This window comes from Streptomyces sp. NPDC029139, assembly GCF_055564335.1.
On sequence record NZ_JBVHWN010000005.1, the window covers coordinates 362676 to 387208 of the forward strand.

Annotated in this window: 18 protein-coding genes, 1 tRNA gene and 1 riboswitch; of the genes, 8 read left to right on the forward strand and 11 right to left on the reverse strand. The window is 70.2% G+C overall.

The window, feature by feature from the left end:
- Nucleotides 1–18 precede the first annotated feature (18 nt).
- The 5 genes from ACZ4VW_RS15580 to ACZ4VW_RS15600 all read left to right on the forward strand — a co-directional run bounded on the left by ACZ4VW_RS15580 (nt 19) and on the right by ACZ4VW_RS15600 (nt 12262).
- The gene (locus tag ACZ4VW_RS15580) at nt 19–4779 is read left to right on the forward strand and encodes a sacsin N-terminal ATP-binding-like domain-containing protein (protein WP_467962427.1); all 4761 of its coding nucleotides are present in this window, start codon (nt 19–21) and stop codon (nt 4777–4779) included.
- Nucleotides 4776–6677, forward strand: coding sequence for a UvrD-helicase domain-containing protein (locus ACZ4VW_RS15585; RefSeq protein WP_467962430.1), 1902 nt, complete (start codon nt 4776–4778; stop codon nt 6675–6677). Before ACZ4VW_RS15580 ends, ACZ4VW_RS15585 begins: the two co-directional genes overlap by 4 nt.
- Complete coding sequence (locus ACZ4VW_RS15590; RefSeq protein ID WP_467962432.1) at nt 6674–9931, forward strand: helicase-related protein; 3258 nt, start codon at nt 6674–6676, stop codon at nt 9929–9931. The genes ACZ4VW_RS15585 and ACZ4VW_RS15590 overlap by 4 nt, the downstream gene beginning before the upstream one ends.
- A complete protein-coding gene (gene drmB / locus ACZ4VW_RS15595) occupies nt 9928–11796 on the forward strand; it encodes a DrmB family protein (RefSeq protein WP_467962434.1) in 1869 nt (622 codons plus the stop codon). The genes ACZ4VW_RS15590 and drmB overlap by 4 nt, the downstream gene beginning before the upstream one ends.
- A gap of 163 nt (nt 11797–11959) precedes the next feature.
- Complete coding sequence (locus ACZ4VW_RS15600; protein ID WP_467962436.1) at nt 11960–12262, forward strand: hypothetical protein; 303 nt, start codon at nt 11960–11962, stop codon at nt 12260–12262.
- A 299-nt stretch (nt 12263–12561) separates the two neighbouring features.
- Here ACZ4VW_RS15600 and ACZ4VW_RS15605 read toward each other — a convergent pair whose 3' ends face one another.
- The 4 genes from ACZ4VW_RS15605 to ACZ4VW_RS15620 are packed head-to-tail and all read right to left on the reverse strand — an operon-like array spanning nt 12562 to nt 16629.
- The gene (locus ACZ4VW_RS15605; protein WP_467962438.1) at nt 12562–13863 is read right to left on the reverse strand and encodes a DUF445 domain-containing protein; all 1302 of its coding nucleotides are present in this window, start codon (nt 13861–13863) and stop codon (nt 12562–12564) included.
- A 17-nt stretch (nt 13864–13880) separates the two neighbouring features.
- Complete coding sequence (locus ACZ4VW_RS15610) at nt 13881–14870, reverse strand: ABC transporter ATP-binding protein (protein ID WP_467962440.1); 990 nt, start codon at nt 14868–14870, stop codon at nt 13881–13883.
- A 3-nt stretch (nt 14871–14873) separates the two neighbouring features.
- Nucleotides 14874–15836 carry an ABC transporter permease gene (locus tag ACZ4VW_RS15615; protein WP_467962442.1) on the reverse strand — a complete coding sequence of 321 codons (963 nt, stop codon included), beginning with the start codon at nt 15834–15836 and terminating at the stop codon, nt 14874–14876.
- Entirely contained in the window at nt 15829–16629 is an 801-nt protein-coding gene (locus tag ACZ4VW_RS15620; RefSeq protein ID WP_467962531.1) for an ABC transporter permease, read from the reverse strand. Before ACZ4VW_RS15620 ends, ACZ4VW_RS15615 begins: the two co-directional genes overlap by 8 nt.
- A gap of 163 nt (nt 16630–16792) precedes the next feature.
- Here ACZ4VW_RS15620 and ACZ4VW_RS15625 point away from each other — a divergent pair, with 163 nt between their 5' ends.
- On the forward strand, nt 16793–19168 hold the full coding sequence (locus ACZ4VW_RS15625) for a transglycosylase domain-containing protein (RefSeq protein WP_467962444.1): 2376 nt from the start codon (nt 16793–16795) through the stop codon (nt 19166–19168).
- Here the strand turns inward: ACZ4VW_RS15625 and ACZ4VW_RS15630 are convergent.
- From ACZ4VW_RS15630 to ACZ4VW_RS15640, 3 genes are all read right to left on the reverse strand, one after another.
- Nucleotides 19157–19477, reverse strand: a complete 321-nt coding sequence (locus ACZ4VW_RS15630) for a DMT family transporter (RefSeq protein WP_388848059.1) — start codon at nt 19475–19477, stop codon at nt 19157–19159. The genes ACZ4VW_RS15625 and ACZ4VW_RS15630 overlap by 12 nt on opposite strands.
- A 33-nt stretch (nt 19478–19510) precedes the next feature.
- Nucleotides 19511–19599: riboswitch (guanidine-III (ykkC-III) riboswitch) on the reverse strand.
- A 63-nt stretch (nt 19600–19662) separates the two neighbouring features.
- Nucleotides 19663–20001 (reverse strand): GroES family chaperonin, encoded by a 339-nt coding sequence (locus ACZ4VW_RS15635; RefSeq protein ID WP_137989112.1) that lies wholly within the window; start codon nt 19999–20001, stop codon nt 19663–19665.
- Between the two features lie 47 nt (nt 20002–20048).
- Nucleotides 20049–20369: a DUF3618 domain-containing protein gene (locus tag ACZ4VW_RS15640; RefSeq protein WP_467962447.1), complete on the reverse strand. Its 321-nt coding sequence runs from the start codon at nt 20367–20369 to the stop codon at nt 20049–20051.
- Between the two features lie 121 nt (nt 20370–20490).
- On the opposite strand from ACZ4VW_RS15640, the gene bcp reads away from it, so the two are divergent.
- Together bcp and ACZ4VW_RS15650 are read left to right on the forward strand one after the other, a co-directional pair.
- Nucleotides 20491–20958, forward strand: a complete 468-nt coding sequence (gene bcp, locus ACZ4VW_RS15645; RefSeq protein ID WP_467962449.1) for a thioredoxin-dependent thiol peroxidase — start codon at nt 20491–20493, stop codon at nt 20956–20958.
- Nucleotides 20959–22127: 1169 nt separating this feature from the next.
- Nucleotides 22128–22212 (forward strand) — tRNA-Leu (locus ACZ4VW_RS15650).
- A gap of 53 nt (nt 22213–22265) precedes the next feature.
- On the opposite strand, the gene rdgB is transcribed toward ACZ4VW_RS15650, so the two are convergent.
- The 4 genes from rdgB to ACZ4VW_RS15670 all read right to left on the reverse strand — a co-directional run bounded on the left by rdgB (nt 22266) and on the right by ACZ4VW_RS15670 (nt 24446).
- Entirely contained in the window at nt 22266–22868 is a 603-nt protein-coding gene (gene rdgB, locus ACZ4VW_RS15655) for an RdgB/HAM1 family non-canonical purine NTP pyrophosphatase (RefSeq protein ID WP_467962451.1), read from the reverse strand.
- Between the two features lie 30 nt (nt 22869–22898).
- Nucleotides 22899–23276, reverse strand: a complete 378-nt coding sequence (locus ACZ4VW_RS15660; RefSeq protein WP_467962453.1) for a hypothetical protein — start codon at nt 23274–23276, stop codon at nt 22899–22901.
- 81 nt (nt 23277–23357) lie between these two features.
- On the reverse strand, nt 23358–24089 hold the full coding sequence (gene rph / locus ACZ4VW_RS15665) for a ribonuclease PH (protein ID WP_467962455.1): 732 nt from the start codon (nt 24087–24089) through the stop codon (nt 23358–23360).
- Between the two features lie 75 nt (nt 24090–24164).
- The gene (locus tag ACZ4VW_RS15670) at nt 24165–24446 is read right to left on the reverse strand and encodes a PTS sugar transporter subunit IIB (protein ID WP_467962457.1); all 282 of its coding nucleotides are present in this window, start codon (nt 24444–24446) and stop codon (nt 24165–24167) included.
- Between the last annotated feature and the right edge of the window lie 87 nt (nt 24447–24533).

Consider the following 24533-nt stretch of genomic DNA (forward strand, 5'->3'; position numbering starts at 1 on the left):
CCCAGGAGCGCAGCAGCAGTGTCGCCCTCGTCCTCCCCTGTGATCGAAACCGTTCTCGAACAGTCCGCCCGTGTCCTCCAGACGTATGCCGTGGACCCCGGCCTCGTGGCCGAGCACGCCAATGGCGAGCGCCGGATCACACAGGGCGGATACGGCGATCGCCAGCTGTTCGAACTCGTCCAGAATGCTGCCGACGAAATAGCGGAGCATCCCGGCGGCCGCATTTACGTGGTCCTGACAGAAACTCATCTGTACTGCGCCAACGAGGGCAATCCGGTGACCCCGGAAGGCGCGGAGACAATTCTCCGGATGAGTATGTCGAAGAAGCGCGGAGGCCAGATCGGTCGATTCGGCGTGGGCGTGAAATCGGTCCTCGTGGTGACCGACACTCCGGAATTCTTCAGCGTCACCGGGAGTTTCGGTTTCAACCGTGCCTGGTCCTACGAGCAGATCAAGACCGTGCCAGGCGTGACGGCCCGCTACGGATCGGAGTTCGATGCTCCGGTCCTGCGGATGGCGCGTCCCCTGGACGTGCAGGCGGAACGCGCTTCCGACGGCGTTCTCGACGAGCTGCTGACATGGGCGACCACCGTCGTCCGCCTGCCCCTGCTCCCGAAGGCCGACGACCGGCTGGGCCGGGACATGCACGGGGGTCGAGCCAAGGAACACGGCGAACCGCGCGAGGAGTTCCCCGTCGGCTTCCAGCTCTTCTCGCCGCACGTCGCGAAGGTCGTGCTGGAGGACCGCCGGCCTCGGCCTGTGGCGCGCCGCGTCCTGACCGGCAGGCAGGCCGATGATCTGCACACCGTGGTCGAGGAGCGCACCGGCAGAGCGGCCGTCACCGAGCGGTGGCGCGTCTTCACCACCACGCACGAGCCCGGTCCGGCGGCCCGCGCGGACGCCGGCGAGCTGCACGACCGGCTCCAACTGGACCTCTCCTGGGGGGTTCCCGCCCTGGAGAAGGATTCGGAGAGCGGCCTGTACGTCAGCCCCCGCTCGCGCGGTCGAGGCAGGTTCTGGTCCTTCTTCCCCACCAAGTACGAGATGTCGCTGAGCGGCATCCTCAACGGCGCGTGGAAGACCAACGAGGACCGGCAGAACCTGCTCGACTCCTCGCCCTTCAACCAGGAGATGATCCGCAAGTCGGCACAGCTGGTCGTCGACTCCCTTCCGGCACTGGCGCCCGCCGAGGACCCGGCCGCCTACCTGCCGCTGCTCCCCGGCCGCGTCAAGGAGGCCATCAGTTGGGCCGACGAGTTCCTGACCCGGGAAATCTGGGCCCGGGCCGCTGCCTGCCCCTCGCTGCCCGACCAGGACGGCGTCCTGCGCGTGCCGACGGCCCTTCGTATCCACCCGCGGCTCGACAAGGACAAGAAGCTGTCCATCTGGCTGCGAATGTGGCACGAATGCCCCGGGCGCCCCTCGAACTGGCTGCACCCGAGCGTCGAGGCCGATTCCCTCCGCTCCGGAAAGGTCGAGCACATCATCGGCGCGGCCGGGCACGGCCGGACCGATGTTCGCGAGTGGCTGGAGGCCCTCGTCGAGAGCGGCACTCCTCAGGCGTCGGCCGTGGCCGTCCGCATCCTCGCGGACATGATCGAGCACGGCTCCCCGCACGCCGACGAGGCGCGCAAGGCCCGCGTCGTACTGACCGAGGAGCACGGTCTCGTCGCCCCCGTGCACGGCGCGGTGTTCCGCCGCGCCGATCAGGGGGGGCTGCGCGAGTCCCTGGTGTACGTCGTCGACGAACTGGCCCAGGACCCCTCTCTGGCGCACGCTCTCAATGTCCTGGGCATCCGGGAGGCCGATGCCGAGGGCAGGTTCAGCAGCGTGCTCGACCAGGGCTTCGACCACTACACCGGCTCGGACTGGGAGCGGTTCTGGGAACTGTTCCGCCAGGCCGGTGTCCGACGGCTCACCCACAAGGTCCTGGAGCGGGTGCCCGCGCCGCGCTCGACGCTTCGAGTGCGCACCGCCGACGGGCGGTTCCGAGCCGTCGAGGACTGCATGCTGGCGGGGACCGTGGTCGACGCCGAGCGCGACCCCGCCGTGGCCGTCGACATGGGATTCCACTCCGACGACACCTTCTTCTTCTCCCAGGTCGGCCTGCGGGACCGGCCGGCCGGTGGAGTCCAGCCGCAGGCCGACGAGGCGTGGTTCGAGGAGTACCGCGCGGCCGTCCACGCGGCCTCCCTGCGCAACCTGGACAGCGGCGCCCCGCGCCCCTCGCTGAACCGGATGAAGGTCGAGGGCGCTGCGATCGGTGGCCCGCTCCACCTCTTCCGCGCCCTCTCGGAGGAGTCCCGCGCTCGCTTCCTGAAAGCCCTGCCCGACGACGCCGTCGTGGACAACTGGACGCGCCAGTTCGGCGCCCAGGCCGGCACACGGCAGGCGGTGATGTCGCCGATCCGATGGATGCTGCGCAAGTACGGCACGGTCGCCACCTCGCAGGGCCTCAAGCCGCTGGCGGAGGCCGTCGGGCCCCAGCTCGCCGCCTACCGCGACGTGCTGCCGGTCGCCGACATCTCCCCCGAGAAGGCCCGCAAGCTACGGCTCCCGACCACCGTCGACGAGGTTCCCGCGGACCGTTGGGACGCGCTCCTCGACGAGGTGTCCCGCAGTGAGGACGACACCTTCGTCGGCGCCACCTACGTGATGCTCACCCGATTCGGTGCCGCGTTCCCCGAGGACTCCCTGACCAGGTGCCGGATCGGCGACACGTGGGACACCCGCCCCGACGACGAGATCACCCTCGCCGTCAATGCCGCCGAGTATCGGGCGCTCCGTGCCGAGCAGTTGCCCGCGCTGCTCGTGCCGACCCCCGAGGACGCCGAGCTGATGGTCGAGAAGTGGGGCATGCTCCGCTACGCCGACGTGATCAGCCGGGAGACCCGCGAGGTGGTCGAGGGGGACCCGGTGCCGCTCGTCGAGCTGTACCCGGCCCTGCGCCAGCGTTTGAACAGCGGAAACCGCAACAGTCTGGTGCAGCGCTGCACCGAGCTGGAGGAGATCACCCGCACGCCCAACGGCACACACGCCGCCCCGCTCAAAGCGGTCAGCCAGAACGGCATCGTCAAGGTGCGCGTCCCGCTGGAACCCGAGCCCATGCTCGTCCTGATCGACCACGAACTCGGACTCGGACTCGGAGCGACCGGGTGCCGGGCCGTCCTGGAGCACCAGGACCGCATGGCACGGGACAGCGCGATGCAGGCCGCCCAGAAGGCCGTACGCGAGGCCGAGGACGTGGTCGCCAAGATCGAGCTGCTGATCGGGGCGGAGGCGCTGCGCGCCGGGTTGCCCGAAGGCTTGATGGAGGCCGAGCTGCTGGCGACCGACGGCGTGGAGCCGTCGGGGCGCAGGATCGCGCAGATGGCCTTCAACGCGCACGGCGACGGGGTGCTGCAGCAGCACGCCCGAGACATCCAGGCTCGTTTTCCCAACGCACCGGTCAGTTACACGGGTTCGTCCGCAGCCACCGCATTCGTCTCGGAACTGCGGCTGCCTGTCTCGTTCGCCGGTTCGAAGACTCCCTCCCCGCCGGCGTTCGAGACGATCGAGGGCCCTCGGGACTTTCCGAGCCTTCACGACTACCAGGAAGACCTGGTCCGCAACATCTCCACGATGCTCGACCGGCTGGCCCCGCAGCGCGGCATGCTGTCCCTGCCCACCGGCGCCGGAAAGACACGAGTCACCGCCGAGGCCGTGATCCGCTGGGTCAAGCGGATCGGTGACCTCAAAGGTCCCCTGCTGTGGATCGCACAGACCGAGGAGCTCTGCGAACAGGCCGTCCAGAGTTGGAAGTTCGTCTGGAACAAGGTCGGCGCGGAGCGACCGCTCACCATCAGCCGGCTGTGGAGCAGCAACGAGGTCGGGAACGTCGTCGACCACCCCCACCTCGTGGTCGCGACCGATGCCAAGCTGGAACGGTGCCTGGGCACCGACCAGTACGCCTGGCTGCGACAGGCCGCGCTGGTGATCGTGGACGAGGCGCACACCGCCATCTCCAAGCGGTACACCGAGATCCTGGGACGGCTGGGACTCACCCAGTACGAGACCGGGCGCCATCTCCTCGGCCTGACGGCGACCCCGTTCCGCAACACCAACGAGGAGGAGACCCGTCGGCTGGTCAACCGCTTCGGCAACCGACGTCTCGACGAGGGTGTCTTCCCCTCCGGGGACCCGTACCGGGACCTGCAGGACTGGGGGATGCTCGCGCAGGTCGAGCACCGCACCCTGCAGGGCGGCAAGATCGAACTCACCCGGGACGAGAAGACCCACGCCGACCGCATGGCGATGCTCTCCCGCTCCGCCGAACAGCGGCTCGCCGACGACCACGAGCGAAGCCGTCGCATCGTCGACGAGGTGGCCGCTCTGCCCGCGGACTGGCCGACGCTGCTCTTCGCCACGTCCGTGGACCACGCGAAGTACCTGTCGGCCATGCTCAACGACTGTGGCATCCGATCCGCCGCAGTCGATTCGACCACCAGCGCCCAGGACCGCCGCACCCGCATCGAGAATTTCCGAAACGGCCGCATTCGTGTGCTCACCAACTACGGTGTTCTCACCCAGGGTTTCGACGCCCCGGCCACCCGTGCCGTCGTGGTGGCCAGGCCCGTCTACAGCACGAACGTGTACCAGCAGATGATCGGTCGCGGCTTGCGCGGACCCCGGAACGGCGGCAAGGACAGCTGCCTCATTCTCAACGTCAGCGACAACATCGAGAACTTCGACACCCAGCTCGCCTTCACCCAGTTCGAGCACCTCTGGAGCCGTTCGTGACCGACGTCTACCTCGACAGTCCCCCGCTCACCGAGGAGCAGCGGGCCGTGGTGGAGCAACCCTGGGACGCACGCGTCCTGGTGACCGCCGGCGCGGGGGCCGGCAAGACCCACACACTGGTGCGCCGGCTCGACGCGCTGTGCGGGAACGGGGACCCCGAGGAGGCCCTGGAAGCCTCCGAGATCCTGGTGCTCACCTTCTCGCGGGCGGCGGCACGGGAGCTGCGGGAGCGGATCGCCCGACACGGTGAGCGCGCTCACCGGGTGCGGGCGCAGACCTTCGACGCCTGGGCGTACGGCGTGCTCCGCCAGGCGTACCCGGACCACGACTGGAACGCGGCCTCCTTCCTGGAGCGGATAGAGGCCGCCGCCCGCGCCGTCGAGAAGGGGGCGCTCGAGGCCGGCGACGGCGTACCCCCCGCGCACGTGGTCATCGACGAGGTACAGGACCTGGTGGGCGACCGCAGGGACCTCGTGGAGACGCTGCTCGATCGCTATCAGTCGAGCTGCGGCTTCACCGTGGTCGGTGACGCCGCGCAGTCCGTCTACGGCTTCCAGATCGCGGACCTCACCGAACGCGCCGACGAGACCGGCCGGTTCTTCGACTGGCTGCGCGCCTCCTACCCGGACGACCTGATCGAACTCCGCCTCACCAGCAACTTCCGAGCGTCCACACCGGAGGCCCGGATCGCGCTGGGACACGGGCAGCGTCTCCAGAACGTCACGGATGCCGACGAGGCCGCGGCCCTCTACGAAGAGATGCGCGAGCTGCTCCTCGATCCGGCGAACGGGATGGGAGCGCTCACCGACCCCTTCACTCTCGACGGCCTGCGCGGATTTCCCGACACCTGTGCGCTCCTCGCCCGCGACAACCGGCAGGCGCTCGTCGTCTCGGAGCTGCTCCACGAGCACGGGGTGGAGCATCGGCTGCGGCGCCCGCTGGAGGACCGCCCGGTCCCGTACTGGGTGGCCGAGCTGCTGCGCCGCACCGATTCGGCGACGCTCTCCGAGGACCGGTTCCGATCGCTGTTCGCGGAGATACCACTGCCGTACGAGCCGGACCCGGACGCGGTGTGGACCTCGCTGCGCCGGGCTGCCCGAGGCCCGGGGCGAGGTGTCATCGACCTGGACCGGCTGCGCCGGCTGGTCGCCGACGGCCGCTTCCCGGACGAGCTGAGTGACCCCGAGACGGCGCGCATCGTGGTCTCCACGGTGCACCGGGCCAAGGGGCTGGAGTTCGACCGAGTGATCGTTCTCGCCCCGCCGACCGTCTCCGAGCTGCAGAAGCAGTTCAAGGAGGAACTGGATCTCCCGGCCGAGGCCCGCGCCCTGTACGTCGCCTTGACCCGCGCCCGTCAGGATCTCTATCACACGGACCGACCCGATCTGCCGATCTTCAGACGGGCCGGTGGCAGGAAGAACGGCCGCAGGTTCCTGGGCGGCTGGAGGCAGTACGACCGCTATGGGATCGTCGGCGAGGCCGGGGACGTGTGCGCGGACAACCCACCCGGCCACGAGACCGACGCCATGGGGACCCAGACCTACCTCCTGCAGCGCGTCGCCCCCGGCCACGAGGTCGTGCTCCGCAGGCGCCACGACCTGCCGCTGGGCGAGGGGCAGAGTCCGCCGTACGCCATGCTGCACGACGGGCGAGAGATCGGAGAGGTCTCGGAGCGGTTCCGGCAGGAGCTGTACCAGGTGCAGAAGGTGAACCGCACGTGGGACCCCTGGTGGCCCGACGAGATCCACGGCCTACGGGTGGACACCCTGGAGGCCGTCGCGGGCAGCACCGCCGCCGGCGCCAACGCCGGCCTCGGTGACCGGGGAGTCTGGATCGCGCCCCGCATCACCGGAATCGGAAGGTACCGGCGGACGGACGACGAGGAGCAGCGCGCATGAGCGGCACGGAGAACCGGCACGCCGAGCACTACAGGGTCCGTGACGAGGAGCTGCTGCTCGGCCTGCGCCGCGAGCTCCTCGGTCCTGCCCCGGACGCCTCACCGGAGGACCGAACGGAAGTCCTCTCCCGGGACGCCCCGATCGACCGCTACGTCACCGGTGTCCTCTACCCGAGGTCGGCGGACGACGAAGCCGAGCGGAGGATGCTCGAGGACGAGGCCGAGCACCAGGGTCTGGACCTGACCCCGCTGCGTACCCGGGACAACATGGAGGAGTCCGGGACCGCGCAGGAGGTCGGCGCCGCCGCGGCCCGCCGGCCCTCCTCCATGGGGCTCACCTTCGCGATCGACCCGACGATAAGCGACTCCGTCGTGGTCCGCGCGCGGGCCGCCGCCTACCGGCCCACGGACGCGGCCGGCAACCCTGTCCCCGCCCGCCGCGCGGAGGCCCGCACCACCTCCGACCAGCAGGAGCACTGGCGGCGCGAGGAGCTGACGCTGCCCGACACCACCGTGGACGTCACCACGCCCGCCCCCGACCTGCGGTTCGACCTGGCCGAAGGGGTCGCTCTGCGGGTCAACGTCCGGCGCCCCGACGCACGACTGGGCACGGTGACCGTCACGGTGACCCTGGTCAACACGCACGAGGTCGGCGAGCGTGAGTTGCAGGACGCGTTCTCCCTGTTCCAGTGCGGGCTCGTCGTCCGCGCGGCGGACGGTTCCAGCGCCTTCGTCGAGCGTCCCGCTCCGGACGTCTCGCACGACCCCGAGGTCTCCACCAGCCGCCTGCTGCATCGTCACGCCCCGACCTTCGCCGTCGGGCACGGCTGCGCCGCCGAATGGGACTGGACGCCACCACCGATCGGCATGTCGGACTCCGTCTGGGCCGGTGTGTCCGAGGTGAGGAGCGAGTTCGTGCCCACCGTGGAGGCGCTGCTCACCGACTCCAACCCGGAGATCGACAGCTCCGCCCTGTCCATGCTCGGTCTCGCGGAGCGCCCGGACACGGAGGTCGTCGCCGCGTTGGATGCGCTCGCCGAGGGCTACGAACGGTGGATCACCCGGAAGCAGGCCGAGGCCGAGGCGCTGATGTCCGGTCCGTACGAGAAGGCCGCCAAGGACCAGGTCGACGCCTGCCGCGAGGCACTGGGTCGGATCCGCGAAGGCATCGATCTCCTGCGCACGAAGCCCGACCTGATGCGGGCCTTCCGTCTGGCCAATCGGGCCATGGCCGAGCAACGGGCCCGCAGCGCCTGGGTGAAGAGTGGCCGCAAGGGCTCCCCGGAACCCGCCGAGGGTCGCTGGCGCCCGTTCCAGATCGCCTTCGTCCTGCTCTGCCTCGCCGGCATCGACGATCCTGAGCACAGCGACCGCGAGGTCTCCGACCTCTTGTGGTTCCCCACCGGCGGTGGCAAGACGGAGGCGTACCTCGGGCTGATCGCGCTCACCTCCTTCCTGCGCCGGATCCGACTCCGTGAGAACGGCGGCGGCGTCACCGTCCTGATGCGGTACACCCTGCGCCTGCTGACCCTCCAGCAGTTCGAGCGTGCCACGATCCTGATCTGCGCCATGGAGCGCATTCGTCTCGGCAACCTGTCCGAGCTGGGCCGCGAAGCGTTCTCCCTCGGCATGTGGGTCGGTGAATCCGCCACCCCCAACAAATTGAAGGACGCGAGCGACCAACTGGCGGAACTGCACAAGGATCTCGACAAGCGGCTGGCGACCAAGAATCCGGTGCAGCTGCACGCCTGCCCCTGGTGCGGGACACGCCTCGACGCCCGCGCGTACGAGGTCGACGAGGACGCCAAGCGCATGCACGTCCGCTGCCCAGGAGCCGGCTGCGACTTCACTGACGGTCTGCCCGTCCACCTGATCGACGAAGCGGTGTACGACGCCCGGCCGACGCTGGTCATCGCCACCGTCGACAAGTTCGCGTCCATGCCGTGGCGTCCGGCCACCGCCGCGCTGTTCAACCGGGACGACCCGAGCGACCGCACACCGCCGCCCGAGCTGATCGTCCAGGACGAACTCCATCTCATCTCAGGACCCTTGGGGACACTCACCGGTCTCTACGAGACGGCCGTCGACGAGCTCGCCGGTCGTCCCAAGGTGATCGCCTCGACGGCGACCATCCGGCGTGCCGCCGATCAGGGCCGCCGCCTCTTCGACCGCGAGGTTCGCCAGTTCCCGCCCGCGGGCCTCGACTCCCGGGACTCGTGGTTCGCCGTGGAGACCCCGCGCGAGGACAAGGCGAGCCGACGTTACGTGGGCCTCCTCGCCCCGGGCACCAGCCAGTCCACGCTGCTCATCCGTACCTACGCGACTCTCCTGCACCGGGCGAAGCAGGCGAAGACCTCGGACGACGTACGGGACGCCTACTGGAGCCTGGTCGGCTACTTCAACAGTCTGCGGCTGCTCTCCGCGGCCGAGCTTCAGGTCCATGACGACGTGGTGGCCTATCTGGAACTGCTCGCCGCACGTGAAGAGACCAGCGTGCGTGCCGTCGCCCACTACTCGGAGCTGACCAGTCGCATCGACGCCAGTGAGATCCCGGCCCGTCTCAAGGGCATCGAGCGGGCGTATCCCGACCCGGACGTCGTCGATGTCCTCCTGGCCACCAACATGATCGCCGTGGGTGTCGACGTGGACCGGCTCGGTCTCATGGCGGTGATGGGTCAACCGCAGACCACCGCCGAGTACATCCAGGCAACCAGCCGCGTCGGTCGCTCCCACCCCGGTCTGGTCGCCGTGATGCTCAACGCGACCCGCTCACGCGACCGCTCGCACTACGAGAACTTTCTTCACTTCCACTCCGCGCTGTACCGCGAGGTCGAGTCGACCTCCGTCACCCCCTTCTCCGCCCGCGCCCGGGAACGCGGACTGCATGCGGTGATCGTCGCTCTCACCCGGATCATGATCCCGGAGGCTCGACCCAACGAGGCCGCGGGGACGGTGGAGTCGTACGAGCATCGCATCCGCGACGAGATCAAGCCCGTACTGATCGACCGAGTGCGCGCCGTCACCCCCGAGGAGACCGATGCCGTCTCCCGCGCCTTCGACGAGTTCCTCGACTGGTGGTGCGCCGAGGCCGACATCCACAACGGTCTGCTCTTCGAGCCGAGGAAGGGCAGCCGCATCCCCTCGCTTCTGCAGCCGTACGACGACGAGGCCGAGAACGCCGAGGCGTGGCCCACCCTGTGGAGCCTGCGCGACGTCGACGCCGAGTCCGCCCTGTTCATGGAGGCCACCCGATGACCCCGCCCCCGCCCCCCGCACGCCGTCGCCGTTCCGGCGCGAACGGCTCGGCGCCCGCCCACAACCTTCCGCGTCGCGGCGGGGTCCGTCGCGCCCAGGCGATCACCACGTACGGGGTCGGTTCACTGATCGCGGTCGACCACGAGTCCTTCGTCGTCTCCGGCCTGGACGGGGCCGACGAGCACTGGAGCACGGACGAGGCGCCGCGCATCCACGAACGTCGACTCGCTCGCATCCTGAAGGTCGAGCACTTCCGGCTACCGCCCGCGTCCGACGAGTCCAGCAAGGACGGCATCCGGGTCCGTCGCTTCCCTCTCATGCACTCCTGTCCCGAGTGCAACGAGTTGCGCCGCCATCGTGACTTCAACCCGCCGCCCGGCAAGAGCCTCTGCGGGACCTGCGAGGCCGACCTGGTCCCCTCCCGCTTCGTGATCGCCTGCGAGGCTGGTCACCTCGACGAGTTCCCGTACTGGCACTGGGTGCACCGCGCCGCGGGGCGCGGTACCACGACCGCCGGCCAATGCGGCGGCACGCTCAGGCTGCGTACCTCCGGACGCAGTTCCTCCCTCCGCTCGATCCTCGTGTCGTGCAGCTGCGGGGTGCCCGAGGTGTCGCTGGAGGGGTCCTTCCGCAGGAGCGCGCTCAAGGATCTCGGTCTGCGTTGCCGGGGCACCCGTCCGTGGCTCGGTGCCTCCGTGCCGGCGGAGCCCTGCGGACGCACGCCCCGCACCCTCCAGCGTGGTTCCTCCGCCGTCTGGCAGCCGGTGCTGAAGTCGGCGTTGTCCATCCCGCCGTGGAGTGACGGTCGCGCGGATCCCCTTGCTCCGTATTGGAGCCGACTGCGCGATCTCACCGAGCGGTCGGATGTCGCGATGTGCCTCAAGGTCCTTTTCGGCGACGAGTGTCCCGTCTCTGTGGACGAGGTGATGGAACTGCTGGCCGCCGAGCAGGAGGAAGACACCGCCGAGGGCGAGGAACGCACCTTCGACCACCACTATCGGGCCTTGCGCAACAAGGAGTACGAACGTCTGCGGGCCGGGAACGACGAGCGGGAGCGTTCACGTGACGAGCAGTTCATCTGCGAGACCCCGCTCGGCGACCCGGCCGCTCTCGAAGGCCTCGGGATCACCGGGCCCATGCAGGTCAAGAAGCTCCGTGAGGTCCGCGCGCTGAAGGCGTTCACCCGGCTCGCCGAACCCGACTCCGTTGTCGACGGCAACGAGGCCGCGCTCTCCTCGACGCGTTTGAACTGGCTGCCCGCCATGGAGGTCCGGGGCGAGGGTGTCTTTCTCCGGCTGACCGAGGACCGTCTCGCCGCCTGGGAGAACGCTCCCGCCGTTGCCGCGCGCGCCGAACGCATCCACACCGCACATCGTCGGATGTTGGAGCAGAGGGCCTCCGACCCCACCCGGGTCCAGCCCTCTCCCGTCACTCCCCGCATGGTGCTGCTGCACACGTTGGCCCACGTCCTGATCAACGAGTGGAGCCTGGACGCCGGATACCCGGCCGCAGCCCTCCGCGAACGCCTCTACGCCGACGCGGACATGGCGGGCCTGCTCGTCTACACCGCCACAAGCGACTCCGCGGGCAGTCTCGGCGGCCTGGTCGCTCAGGGTGAGCCCGAGAGGTTGGCGGGCGCCATCCGATCGGCGATACGCCGGGCCTCCTGGTGTTCCGCCGATCCCTTGTGCATCGAGACCGAGGCCTCCGGCACGGGCGGGACCAACCTCGCCGCCTGCCACGCCTGCGTGATGCTCCCGGAGACCAGCTGCGAGCACAACAACACCCTGCTCGACCGCGCGCTGCTCGTCGGTACCCCGGAAGACCCTCATATGGGCTTCTTCGCGGACGTCCTGACTCACTGAGTTCCGGCGGGAAGTCGGACCAGGCGACGATCGACAGGCGGGCACCACCGATCATCCGCCCCGGTCCGGGCGTCACCTGGACCGGCACGGTGACGGGGTCGGTTGCGAGAGCTGAAGTTAGGCTCGTAGATCGAGACCCTCACTCGTGAGAAAGGCGCACCTCATGCCCCGCATCCCCTCCCCCGCCATAGCCGCCGCCGGCCTCGTCGGGGGTTACGCCGTCGCCCGGTGGACCAAGAAGCGGCCCCTCGGGGGCGTGGTGCTCGCCGCCGCCGGGGGGCTTGCCGCGCGGGAGTGGCAGCAGGTGGCAGGCGGGAAGGCCGCTGCCGCGCTCACCGGGGCGTACGTCGCCGCGTTCGCCGGGTCGCATCCGCTCGCCAAGAAGGTCGGCGCCTGGCCCGCCGTGTTCTCCGTCGCCGGGGTCATGGCCGGCGCCTCCTGGGCCGTCACCCGGAACAAGGGCTGAACGCGCCGCCCCTCCCGTACGTACTAGACGGTGCCCTCCCCATGAGCGCTGGGCGGGCGGGTTCCCCTACCCCCTCGCCCGCCCAGCGCGTGGCACACCGGTGCACCCCGCAGCCTCACTCACCGCGGTGCCACCGGTGCCGCCCGGACCCGGCTCGCGTGAGCCCCCGCCGGTGCGCGCCCCACGGCCGTCACCCGCCCCGCGCGGCCCCACCCCGCGCGCCCCGCGCCCCGGGAAACCCGCCGGCCGCCGTCACCCACCCCGCGCGCCCCCCGCCCCGGCAGACCCACCCCGCGCCGTCACCCGCCCAGCCCGTGGCTCACCGTGTAGATCAGCAGGCCCGCCAGCGCGCCCACCACCGTGCCGTTGATGCGGATGAACTGGAGGTCGCGGCCGATGTTCGCCTCGATCTTCCTCGAGGTCTGGTCCGCGTCCCAGCCCGCCACCGTGTCGCTGATCAGCGACGTGATCTCGTCCCGGTACGTCGTCACCACGTACGCCGCCGCGTCCTCCACCCATCCCTCGACCTTCGCCTGCAGGCGGCCGTCCGTCACCAGCCTGCCGCCCAGGGAGATCAGCGAGGCCCGCGCCCGCAGGCGCAGCTGGCTGCGGTCGTCCTCCGCCGCCGCGATGATCATGCCGCGGATCGAGGACCAGGCCGAGGCGATGATGTCCTGGACCTCCGGGCGCGCCAGCAGGTCCGCCTTCAGGCGTTCCACCCGCGTCCGGGTGTCCGTGTCCGCCTGCAGGTCGGCCGCGAAGTCCGTCAGGAAGCGGTCGATCGCGCCGCGCGCCGGGTGCGCCGGCATGTCGCGCATCTCCGTGACGAAGCGCAGCAGCTCCTTGTACACCCGCTCGCCCACCCGGCGGTCCACGAAGCGCGGCGTCCAGCCCGGCGCACCGCCCTGGACCGCGTCCATCACCGAGTCCGCGTGGAAGACCAGCCAGTCGTGCGCCCGCGCGCACACCAGGTCCACGGCCCGGTGATGCGCCCCGTCCACGACGATCCTCTCCAGCGTCTTGCCGATCCCCGGCGCGATCTCCGCCGCCTCGGCCCGCCGGGTGATCGCCTCGCCGACGACCGCCTGGACGTCCGAGTCCCGCAGGACCGTCAGGGCGCCGCGCAGAGCCGTGGCCAGCTCCGTCGTCACCCGGTCGGCGTGCGCCGGTTCCGCGATCCAGGCGCCGAGGCGGCCGGCGATGCCCAGCCCGTGCAGCCGTCCCCGTACGACATCCGCCGACAGGAAGTTCTCGCCGACGAACGAACCCAGGGTCGCCCCCAACTGGTCCTTCTTCGTCGGAATGATCGCCGTGTGCGGGATCGGCAGGCCCAGCGGGCGCCGGAACAGCGCCGTCACCGCGAACCAGTCGGCCAGCGCGCCCACCATGCCGGCCTCCGCCGCGGCCGCCACATAGCCGGCCCAGGCCCCGGCCCCTTCGTTCCTCGCCCACGTCGCCAAGGCGTAGATGACCGCCACCACGAGGAGAAGACCCGTGGCCAGGGCCTTCATACGACGAACCCCGCGGTGCCTCTCGGCGTCCGCCGCCGTGTACGAGAACGCCACCAGGGGTCGCTTCGTATCAGTCGTCGTCTCGCTCATCACCCCACCTCCCTACCTCAGTGACTCTCCGCGCGCACCCCGAGTTCCCGATCCGCGGACCGCTCCCCGTACATCTTGGCGATCACCGCCTCGATGTCCGGCTCCCGCACCGACAGGTCCACCAGCGGATACGCCTCCGCCACCGCCGTCACGAGCGGTGCCGCCGACGCCGAGGCGGGGAAGGCCAGCACCTGCCGCGGGCCCTCCCGCCGTACGAAGCGCGCCCCCGCCACCTCGATCGGCGGCAGCTCCCGCTCCAGGTCCACCACCAGCAGACGCTCGCTCTCGCCCACCTCGTGCAACCCCGCCAGCTCGCCGTCGTACATCAGCCGCCCGTGGTCGATCACCATCACCCGCTTGCACAGCTGCTCGATGTCCGTCAGGTCATGCGTCGTCAGCAGCACCGTCGTGCCACGCGAGGCGTTCAGCTCCCGCAGGAACTCCCGTACCCGCGCCTTCGACACCACGTCGAGCCCGATCGTCGGCTCGTCCAGATAGAGCACGTCCGGATCGTGCAGCAGCGCCGCCGCGATGTCGCCGCGCATCCGCTGCCCGAGCGACAGCTGCCGTACGGGCACATCCAGCAGCTCTCCCAGCTCCAGCAGCTCCACACACCGGGCCAGATTGGCGGCGAAGCGCTCGTCCGGGATCCGGTACATCCGGTGCATCAGCCGGTACGAGTCCTTCAGCGGCAGGTCCCACCACAGCGTCGTCCGCTGCCCGAACACCACCCCGATCCGCTGCGCGAGCCGCGTCCGCTCCCGCGACGGGTCGATGCCCGCGACCCGCAGCCGGCCGCCGCTCGGGGTGAGGATGCCGGTCAGCATCTTGATCGTGGTCGACTTGCCCGCGCCGTTCGGCCCGATGTAGCCGACCATCTCGCCGCGCTCCACGCCGAAGCTGATCCCGTCGACCGCCCGAACCTCACGCTTCTCCCGGCGCACGAGCCCCGTCCTCCGGCGCACCGTGAAGACCTTCTCGACGGCGTCCAGCTCGATGAAGGCCATGTCTCAGCTCCCTGTGCTTCGGTACGAACGAAGGCCCGCGCGCCACGCGAGGCCGGCCAGCCCGCAGCACACCGCCGCGACCGGCGGGGACCCGAACGCCAGCCAGGACGGCACCCCCGCCGGCGCCTCCCGCCCCAGGATGTACAGCGCCGGCAGCCAGTTCACGAACGCCAGCGGTACGACGTACACGACCCCGCGCACCAGATCCTGCGCGAAGATCGCCGGCGGGTACTGCAGCAGCGTGTTCCCGCCGTACGTGAACGAGCTGGTCACCTCCGCCGCGTCCTGCGCCCAGAACAGCACCGACGCGCCCGCGACCATCACCGCCGCGAAGATCAGCGCGCCGCACACCACCGTCACCGGCAGCAGCAGCGCCTTCACCGCCGTCCACTCCACGTCCAGGATCACCAGCGCCCAGACCAGCACGAACAGCCCCTGGGCCACCCGGCCCAGCCGCCGCAGCGCGAACTTGTCCGCCGCCACCTGCGCCAGCACCGGCGCCGGCCGCATCAGGAACATGTCCAGCGAGCCGTCCCGCACCCGCCTGCCCATCCGCTGCAGCGAGCCCATCGTCAGGTCCGCGATCCCGAAGGCGGTGCCCGCCGTCCCGTACAGGAACGCGACCTCGGCGAAGGAGAAGCCGCCCAGACCCTCCACCTGACCGAACATCAGCAGGATCACGACGAAGTCGAAGAAGGTCACGGTGAAGGACGTGACCACCGTCAGCGCGAAGGACGTGCGGTACGTCATCGTCGACCGGATCCACATCCCGGCGACCATCCGGTACGTACGCCAGGACTCGGCCAGGGCGGACGGCCTACCCCGGGCGGACGTCTCACCCGGCGCGGACGGATCACCCGGCGGGGACGGGTCGCCCGGCGCGGGCAACCCGCCCAGGGAGGACTCACCCGGCGCGGACGTCTCCCCCGAGGCGTACGACTTCCCCCGCACGGACGGCTCACCCACCCTGCACCACCACCTTCCGCGTCGCCAGCGACTGCGCCAGCCGCCCCGCCACCAGCAGCACCGCCGCCCAGCCGAACTGGAACCCGTACGCCCCGAGCAGCCCCCACCCCTCGTACTTCTCCAGGAACACGTCCGCCGGGATCTGCAGCATCGACGCCCACGGCAGCACCCGCGCCACCTCGCCCAACACCCCCGGGAAGACGCTCAGCGGCAGCAGCATCCCGGAGAAGAACAGCCCGCCCAGCCACGCCACCTGCACCACGCCCTGACCGTCCATCAGCCAGAACGCGCTCATCGCCACCAGGTACCAGATCGCGAAACTCACCGTCGAACCGAGCGCGATCGCCAGCAGGAACGCGAGCCAGGTCGACGCCCGCTCCGGCAGCCTGAAGTCGAACGCGAGCGCGCCGACCGCCATGGGGACCACCCCCCGACCGAGCAACTGGTACGCGCACCGTCCCGCGTTGGTCGCGCACCACCACGCCTGCAGATCGGCCGGCCGGTACAGGTCCACGGCGATGTCGCCCGTCCTGATCCGCTCGATCAGCTCGTCCTCGAAGCCACCGCCCATCAGCCCGCAGACCGTGATCAGCGCCTGTCCGATCCACACATACGCGAGCGCCTCCGCCATGTCGTACCCACCGAGCCGCGGACGCTCGTCCCACAGGGCCATATAGGTGTACGCCAGGATGAACCCGAAGACGGTGTTGGTGAACACCCCTGCCGCCGTGGCCATCCGATACGTGGCATGGCGCCGGAACCCACCCGCGGCCACCGTCGCGTACAGCCGCAGCATGTCCCCTCCGACCTGTCCCGACTCTCGGCACCAAAGCGCACGACCCTAGTGCCTCGCGCTCCGCCACCGCGACCGTATTTCGAGTCGCATTCCTCAGGTTCTGTCCCGGTGCGTGCAGTATGGGGGAGCCATCCCCTTCATCCGGTACGGGAGCTCCACCATGAGCGACGACCAGCCACACCGGCCCGGCTGGGCGCCCAGGGACCCCACCGTCCCCACCCCACGCCCCGAGCGCCCACGGCGCTCCCGCCCCCGACGCATCCTGCGGGCGCTCCTCGGCACCTTCCTCCTCGGCACCCTGCTGCTCGCCGGCGGACTCCTCGCGGGCTACCTGCTCGTGGACATCCCGCCCGCCAACTCCGCCGCCACCGCGCAGTCCAACCTGTACCTCTACAAGGACGGCACCCAGATCGCCCGCGACGGCGAGGTCAACCGCGAGAACGTACGGCTCGCGCACGTCCCCGCCACCGTCCGGCACGCCGTACTCGCCGCCGAGGACCGCGACTTCTACTCCGAACGGGCGGTGGTCGACGTCAAGGCCATGCTCCGCGCCGCCTGGAACACCCTCACCGGCAAGGGCAGGCAGTCCGGCTCCACCATCACCCAGCAGTACGTCAAGAACTACTACCTGGGGCAGGAGCAGACCGTCACCCGCAAGGTGAAGGAGTTCTTCATCGCCATCAAGCTCAACCGCGAGAAGAGCAAGGACGAGATCTTCGAGGGCTATCTGAACACCAGCTACTTCGGCCGCAACGCCTACGGCGTCCAGGCCGCCGCCCGCGCCTACTACGGCAAGGACGCCGCACAACTCGACAGCGCCGAGGGCGCGTACCTCGCCTCCCTCCTCAAGGCCCCGAGCGCCTACGACGTCGCCACCCACCCCCAGAACACGGCCAAGGCGCTCGCCCGCTGGAACTACGTCCTGGACGGCATGGTCAAGAAGAAGTGGGTCACCCCCGCCGCGCGGGCCGCCGCCACCTTCCCCACGCCGCAGACCGCCCGCCCCGCCACCGGCCTCTCCGGGCAGCGCGGCTACCTCGTCCAGGCCGTCGAGGACTACCTGACCGACCACGGCGTCGTCGACGAGAAGACCCTCGCCGGCGGCGGCTTCCGGATCACCACCACCCTGGAGAGGGCGAAACAGGACGCCTTCGTCGCCGCCGTCGACGACCAGGTGATGTCGAGGCTCGACGCCGCGCGGAACCCCATCGACCGCTTCGTACGGGTCGGCGGCGCGGCCATCGACCCGGCGACCGGCCGCGTGCTCGCCCTGTACGGCGGCATCGACTACACCCGCCAGTACGTCAACAACGCCACCCGCCGCGACTACCAGGTCGGCTCGGCCTTCAAGCCCTTCGTCCTCGCGGCGGCGGTCGAGCACGGCTCGCTCACCCAGGAGGGTGAGCGGATCACCCCGAACACGTACTACGACGGCACCGACAAGCGCCCCGTGCAGGGCTGGAGCGGCGAACCCTACGCCCCCGCCAACGAGGACGACCTGTCGTACGGCGACATCACCCTCCGCACCGCCACCGACAGCTCGGTCAACTCCGTGTACGCCCAGCTGGCGGTGGACGTCGGCCCCGCGAAGGTCAAGGAGACCGCCGTCGCCCTCGGCCTGCCCGCCGACACCCCCGACCTCAGGGCCTCCCCCTCCATCGCGCTCGGCGCCGCCACCGCGAGCGTCCTCGACATGGCGGAGGCGTACGCCACCCTCGCCAACCACGGCCGCCACACCGCGTACACCCTCGTCGACAAGGTCACCAAGGACGGTCAGGACCTGGACCTGCCGACCGCCCGAAGCCGGCAGGCGGTGAGCCGTGAGGCCGCCGACACGACGACAGCGGTCCTGCGCGGCGTCGTGGAGTCCGGTACGGGGACGGCGGCCCTGTCCGCGGGCCGGCCCGCGGCGGGCAAGACGGGCACGGCGGAGGACGACAAGGCCGCCTGGTTCGCGGGGTACACCCCGGACCTGGCGACGGTGGTCACGATGATGGGCCAGGACCCGGAGACCGGCGAACAGAAGCCGCTGTACGGAGCGCTCGGCCAGCCGCGGATCAACGGCGGCGGGGCGCCCGCGGAGATCTGGGGCCGGTTCACGCGGGACGCGCTGGCGGGGACGGAGCCGAGCGAGTTCGAGCTCCAGCTGCCGGAGGGTACGGAAGAGTCGTGGGACCCGCTGGAGTCCCCGCCGCCGGACGCCCCGTACGAGGAGGGAGAGGCGTCGGAGGCGGAGACGGAAGGGATGGAGGGGCCGGGCCCGGGGCCGCAGAGGACGCCGCGTCCCCAAGCTCCCCAGGTCCCGCAGGCGCCGCAGCCACCTCGACTGACGGCGCGACCGACAGCACAGCAGCCTCAGCAGGCACAGCAGACACACCAGTCACAGGCGGAGCTGCAGGCCACCCGAGGAGGAACGGACGGCGGCGGCAGCGGCGGCACCGACGCGGCCGAGGGAAGCACGTCCTCCCCCACCGACCCCGCGGCCGACGCACCCCCGCCCCCGCCACCGGCCGACGCCCCCCAGCTAGTGCCCTGAGGTCGCCTTCAGGCCCACCACGGCGACCAGGAGCAGACACACGAAGAAGATCCGCGCGGCGGTCGCCGGCTCACCGAGCACCACCATGCCGAGCACCGCGGCGCCGGCGGCGCCGATGCCGACCCAGACGCCGTACGCCGTACCGATGGGCAGCGTCTTGGCGGCCTGCGACAGCAGCATCATGGAAGCCACGATCCCGACGCCCGTGAAGACGCTGGGCCAGAGGCGGGTGAACCCGTCGGTGTACTTCATGCCGATCGACCAGCCGACCTCGAGCAGACCGGCGACGATGAGAAGAACCCAGGCCATGACGACGAAACCTCCGCGAGACGGAACAACAGGGGTGCGTCGTCTTTGCATGCTCCACATGAGGGAGCGGGCCCGGTACGGCGCGTCTCGTCGGGTGTCTCCAGCCTAGCAAAAGGCATACAAAAGACCTGGTGACACCGGTCACCAGGTCTTTCGCCGAACGGCCTTCCCGCCGTTACGGGCGGCTAGAGGTACAGGCCCGTGGTGTCCTTCGACCCCTCGAACCGGTCCGCCGCCACCGCGTGCAGATCGCGCTCGCGCATCAGGACGTACGCGACGCCCCGCACCTCCACCTCGGCGCGGTCCTCGGGGTCGTACAGAACACGGTCACCGGTCTCGACCGTACGGACGTTCTGGCCGACCGCGACGACCTCGGCCCAGGCCAGCCGACGGCCGACGGCGGCGGTGGCCGGAATCAGGATGCCGCCGCCCGAACGCCGCTCCCCCTCGGGGGAGTCGCTCCGGACCAGCACACGGTCGTGGAGCATCCGGATGGGCAGCTTGTCGTGGGTGTTCTCGCTCACGACTCGAACCTACCTGCCCGGGCGTGTCGGCCGTACTCGGGAGGGGGTCATCCCTTGTGCTTGCGCGACGAGACCGCGAGCAGCCCGACGAGGGCCACGGCGACCAGCGCCACCGGGACGACCCGCTCCAGCCGCGGCGCACCGTCGGCGTCGGTGAAACGGGCCTTCACATCGGACACGGTCCGGTTGACGGCGACGAACGCGCGCCCGACGGTGTGGTCGACCGTGGAGGCGACCTTCGCCTTCGCGTCGCCGACCATCGTCTTCGGGTGCATCCGAATGCCGATCTCGTCGAGAGTGACGGCGAGCTGCTCGCGCCGGCGGACGATGTCCGCCTCGATCTGCGCAGGGGTCCTGGCGTTCGACACCGCGCTGCCTCCGTAGTCGTAATCGGTCGTTGACGGACAGTCTCTCAGTTTCTCGCTCCGAGGTCTGTCTCAGGCCCCCATTAGGCTCGAGCGTGTACGCGTACCCACTCCGAGGAGAGCCATGAGCGAGCGACTTCAGCCCGGTGACACCGCCCCCGCCTTCACCCTGCCCGACGCGGACGGCAACGAGATCTCGCTCGCGGACCACAAGGGCCGCAAGGTCATCGTCTACTTCTACCCCGCGGCGCTCACCCCGGGCTGCACCAAGCAGGCCTGCGATTTCACGGACAACCTGGAACTGCTGGCGGGCGCGGGCTACGACGTCATCGGCGTGTCGCCGGACAAGCCGGAGAAGCTGGCGAAGTTCCGCGAGAAGGAGGACCTGAAGGTCACGCTGGTCGGGGACCCCTCGAAGGAGGTCCTGGAGGCGTACGGCGCGTTCGGCGAGAAGAAGCTGTACGGCAAGACGGTGACGGGCGTCATCCGGTCGACGGTGATCGTCGACGAGGACGGCAAGGTGGAGCGGGCCCTGTACAACGTGAAGGCCACGGGCCATGTCGCGAAGATCATCAAGGACCTGGGCATCTGAGCCCCCGCTTTCCCCCACACGGGTCGCACCGCTTCGAAAAGCGGTGCGACCCGTTCCGCATTTCGGACGCAGGGACGTGTGACCGTCCGATATTCGGCTCGTTACTCCGTACGAGGCCACGAACGGATGGCCGGGGCGGAGGGGAATCGGGATGCCGGAGAGTCCGTACACGAGGGAGCGGCTCAGCGCCGCTGTGGCGGAGTCGAGGGGGTGGGCCGACCTGATGCGTCGGCTCGGAGTCAGCGAGAGTGGCGGGCGGCGGCGAACGCTACAGACGAAGGTCACCGCGTACGGAATCGACACCAGCCACTTCAAGCAGCGCAGCCCCTGGCGCAAGTACACCGACACCGCCATCGCCGAGGCGGTCTCTTCCTCGACGACGCTGCGCGAGGTCGTGGCGAAGCTGGGCGCGCCACCGGCGACCGGCACGCTCTCGCACATCCGGCGGCGCATCGCGGCCGCAGGCATCGACGTGAGCCACCTGCCTGGGCTCAACCGAGCGACAACAGACCTGCCGTTCACCGCACAGGAGCTGAGAGCCGCGGCGGCGTCCACGCACAGCGTCCGCGAGATGGCCCGCCTGCTCGGCGTACCAGATGACAGCAGGTCCCGCGCCGCGCTGGGCCACATGCTCCGCAAGCTTGAAGTCGACACCGCTCACTTCACTCACCGGCGCCCCGTGGTGCCGGCGGATCGCCTGCGTGCGGCAGTGGCCGACGCCACGAGCTTCGCCGACGTGATGCGCACCCTCGGGCTCCCCGTGAGCGACCAGAACCACCGTCGAGTGAGGCGAAGGGCGGCCGAACTCGGACTCGACACCTCCCACTTCAAACGACGGGCATGGGGGACCGTGCGCGTCGCGGCCCCCAAGGCCATCGCGGAGACCGTCTTCCGCGTACGCCCCGAGGGCTCGTCGCGGGAGAACCGTGACCGCCTCCACCGCGCTCTCGCAGAGGTGGGCGTTCCCTATCGCTGCTCCGAGTGCGGGAACCTGGGCGAATGGCGGGGCCGATCCATCACTCTCCAGATTGATCACATCAGCGGAGACTGGCTCGACAACCGGCGGGAGAACCTTCGCTACCTGTGCCCCAACTGGCATGCGGCCACTGACACCTGGTGCAGGCGCGGCCGATCGCCGAAGTCGCGCCCGATACCATGGCAGGCGACAAGCGGCGGTGGCGCAACGGCTGACGCAGCAGACTTAGGATCTGTGGCCCTTGATCGGGCTTGAGGGTTCGAATCCCTTCCGCCGCACCTAGACGGCCTGCGAATCGAAGGTTGATGCGCAGGCCGTTCGCGTACGCCCCTCAGCCCAGCAGCTCCTTCACCACCGGCACCAGCGCCCTGAACGCCTCCCCCCGGTGGCTGATCGCGTTCTTCTCCTCCGGCGACAGCTGCGCGCACGTCACGTCGTAGCCGTCCGGCTGGAGGATCGGGTCGTAGCCGAAGCCGTTCGTGCCCACCGGGGCGTGGCGCAGGGTGCCCCGCAGTCGGCCCTCGACGACTCGTTCCGTGCCGTCCGGGAGGGCGAGGGCGGCCGCGCAGGCGAAGTGGGCCGAGCGGTGGGGGGTGTCGATGTCGGCGAGTTGGGCCAGGAGCAGGTCCAGGTTCGCGCGGTCGTTGCCGTGGGTGCCGGACCAGCGGGCCGAGAAGATGCCGGGGGCGCCGCCCAGGACGTCGACGCAGAGGCCGGAGTCGTCGGCGACGGCCGGCAGGCCCGTGGCGCGGGCCAGGGCGTGGGCCTTGAGGAGGGCGTTCTCGGCGAAGGTGACGCCGGTTTCCTTGACGTCGGGGATCTCCGGGTACGCGTCCGCGCCGACGAGGTCGTGGGTGAGACCTGCGTCGGCGAGGATCGCGTGGAGTTCGGTGATCTTCCCGGCGTTGCGGGTGGCGAGGATCAAGCGGGTCATGGGGCCAGTATCCACGCGGTCACACGGGGGTCAGGAGGTGCAGACCTTGCCGATCTCGGCCGCGGCGTCGGTGATCGGCTTGATGTCCGGGGTGGTGTCGCCTTCCTTGACGGCCGTGCGGACGGTGTCGACGCCCTTGCCGAGGTCGTCGACGGCCTTGGACAGGTCCGCGTTGTCGGTCGTGTCCTTGAGCTTGTCGAGCTCGGTGGAGATGTCGTTCAGGGCCTCGTTGATCTGCGTCGGGTCGTTGGAGGCGTTGGAGGCCGCCTGCTGGAGCTTGTCGACGCTGGTGGCTATCGCGTCGGCGGTCGCGACGCAGTCCATTGCCTTGTCGAGGGCTCCGCAGCCGACGAGGGTGGTGGTGAGTACGGCTGCCGAGGCCACGGCGAGTGCGAGACGGCGCTTCAAGACTGGTCCCTCCCAGGGATATGGATGTACGGGCGTACGGCCGGAGCCGTACGCCCGTGATGAGGAAGACGCCGCGGCGCCCTACAGAGTTCCTTCGAGCGCCTCGCGCTGGATCTCGGCGAGTTCGGCGCAGCCGCCGGAGGCGAGGTCGAGGAGCGCGTTGAGCTCCTTGCGGTCGAAGGGCTCGGCCTCGGCGGTGCCCTGGACCTCGACGAAGCGGCCGTCGCCGGTGCAGACGACGTTCATGTCGGTCTCGGCGCGGACGTCCTCCTCGTAGCAGAGGTCGAGGAGGGGGACGCCGCCGACGATGCCGACGGAGACGGCGGCGACGGTGCCGGTGAGGGGCTTGCGGCCGGCCTTGACGAGCTTCTTGCCCTGGGCCCAGGAGACGGCGTCGGCGAGGGCGACGTAGGCGCCGGTGATGGCGGCGGTGCGGGTGCCGCCGTCGGCCTGGAGGACGTCACAGTCGAGGACGATGGTGTTCTCCCCGAGGGCCTTGTAGTCGATGACGGCGCGCAGCGAGCGGCCGATGAGGCGGGAGATCTCGTGCGTGCGGCCGCCGATCTTGCCGCGGACGGATTCGCGGTCGCCACGCGTGTTGGTGGCGCGGGGGAGCATCGAGTATTCGCCGGTGACCCAGCCTTCGCCGCTGCCCTTGCGCCAGCGCGGGACGCCTTCGGTGACGGAGGCGGTGCAGAAGACCTTGGTGTCGCCGAAGGAGATGAGGACGGAGCCCTCGGCGTGCTTGCTCCATCCGCGTTCGATGGTGACGGGGCGGAGCTGTTCGGGGGTACGGCCGTCGATACGAGACATGCCACGAGCGTAGCCGTACGGAAGGAGGGCCCGTCCCCCTCTGGGGGCGGGCCCTCTCTCAGGTGCGGGAGGGGTTCACATCATGTCTTCGATGTCGGCGGCGATGGGGTCGGCGTCGGTGCCGATGACGACCTGGATCGCGGTGCCCATCTTGACGACGCCGTGGGCGCCGGCGGCCTTGAGGGCGACTTCGTCGACCTTGCTGGGGTCGATGACCTCGGTGCGCAGGCGGGTGATGCAGCCCTCGACCTCTTCGATGTTGTCGATGCCGCCGAGCCCGGCGACGATCTTCTCAGCCTTGCTGGCCATGTGTTTCTCCCTGTCCGTGCTGTTCGAAGAACGCGAGTCTGGGCGCACCGACGGTCCGCTTTGTCACGGTAACGCACGGTTGGCCCAACTTCGCGAGCGCGTGCCCTCGTTCTGCCGAATGATGACGATCACCGG

Excerpts from the sequence above, each read along its gene's own strand:
- ACZ4VW_RS15610 (WP_467962440.1), bottom strand. The coding sequence starts at position 14,870 with ATGGCCTTCATCGAGCTGGACGCCGTCGAGAAGGTCTTCACGGTGCGC.
- rph (WP_467962455.1), bottom strand. The coding sequence starts at position 24,089 with ATGTCTCGTATCGACGGCCGTACCCCCGAACAGCTCCGCCCCGTCACC.
- ACZ4VW_RS15625 (WP_467962444.1), top strand. The coding sequence starts at position 16,793 with ATGAGCGACGACCAGCCACACCGGCCCGGCTGGGCGCCCAGGGACCCC.
- ACZ4VW_RS15605 (WP_467962438.1), bottom strand. The coding sequence starts at position 13,863 with ATGAGCGAGACGACGACTGATACGAAGCGACCCCTGGTGGCGTTCTCG.
- ACZ4VW_RS15630 (WP_388848059.1), bottom strand. The coding sequence starts at position 19,477 with ATGGCCTGGGTTCTTCTCATCGTCGCCGGTCTGCTCGAGGTCGGCTGG.
- bcp (WP_467962449.1), top strand. The coding sequence starts at position 20,491 with ATGAGCGAGCGACTTCAGCCCGGTGACACCGCCCCCGCCTTCACCCTG.
- ACZ4VW_RS15600 (WP_467962436.1), top strand. The coding sequence starts at position 11,960 with ATGCCCCGCATCCCCTCCCCCGCCATAGCCGCCGCCGGCCTCGTCGGG.
- drmB (WP_467962434.1), top strand. The coding sequence starts at position 9,928 with ATGACCCCGCCCCCGCCCCCCGCACGCCGTCGCCGTTCCGGCGCGAAC.
- ACZ4VW_RS15590 (WP_467962432.1), top strand. The coding sequence starts at position 6,674 with ATGAGCGGCACGGAGAACCGGCACGCCGAGCACTACAGGGTCCGTGAC.
- rdgB (WP_467962451.1), bottom strand. The coding sequence starts at position 22,868 with ATGACCCGCTTGATCCTCGCCACCCGCAACGCCGGGAAGATCACCGAA.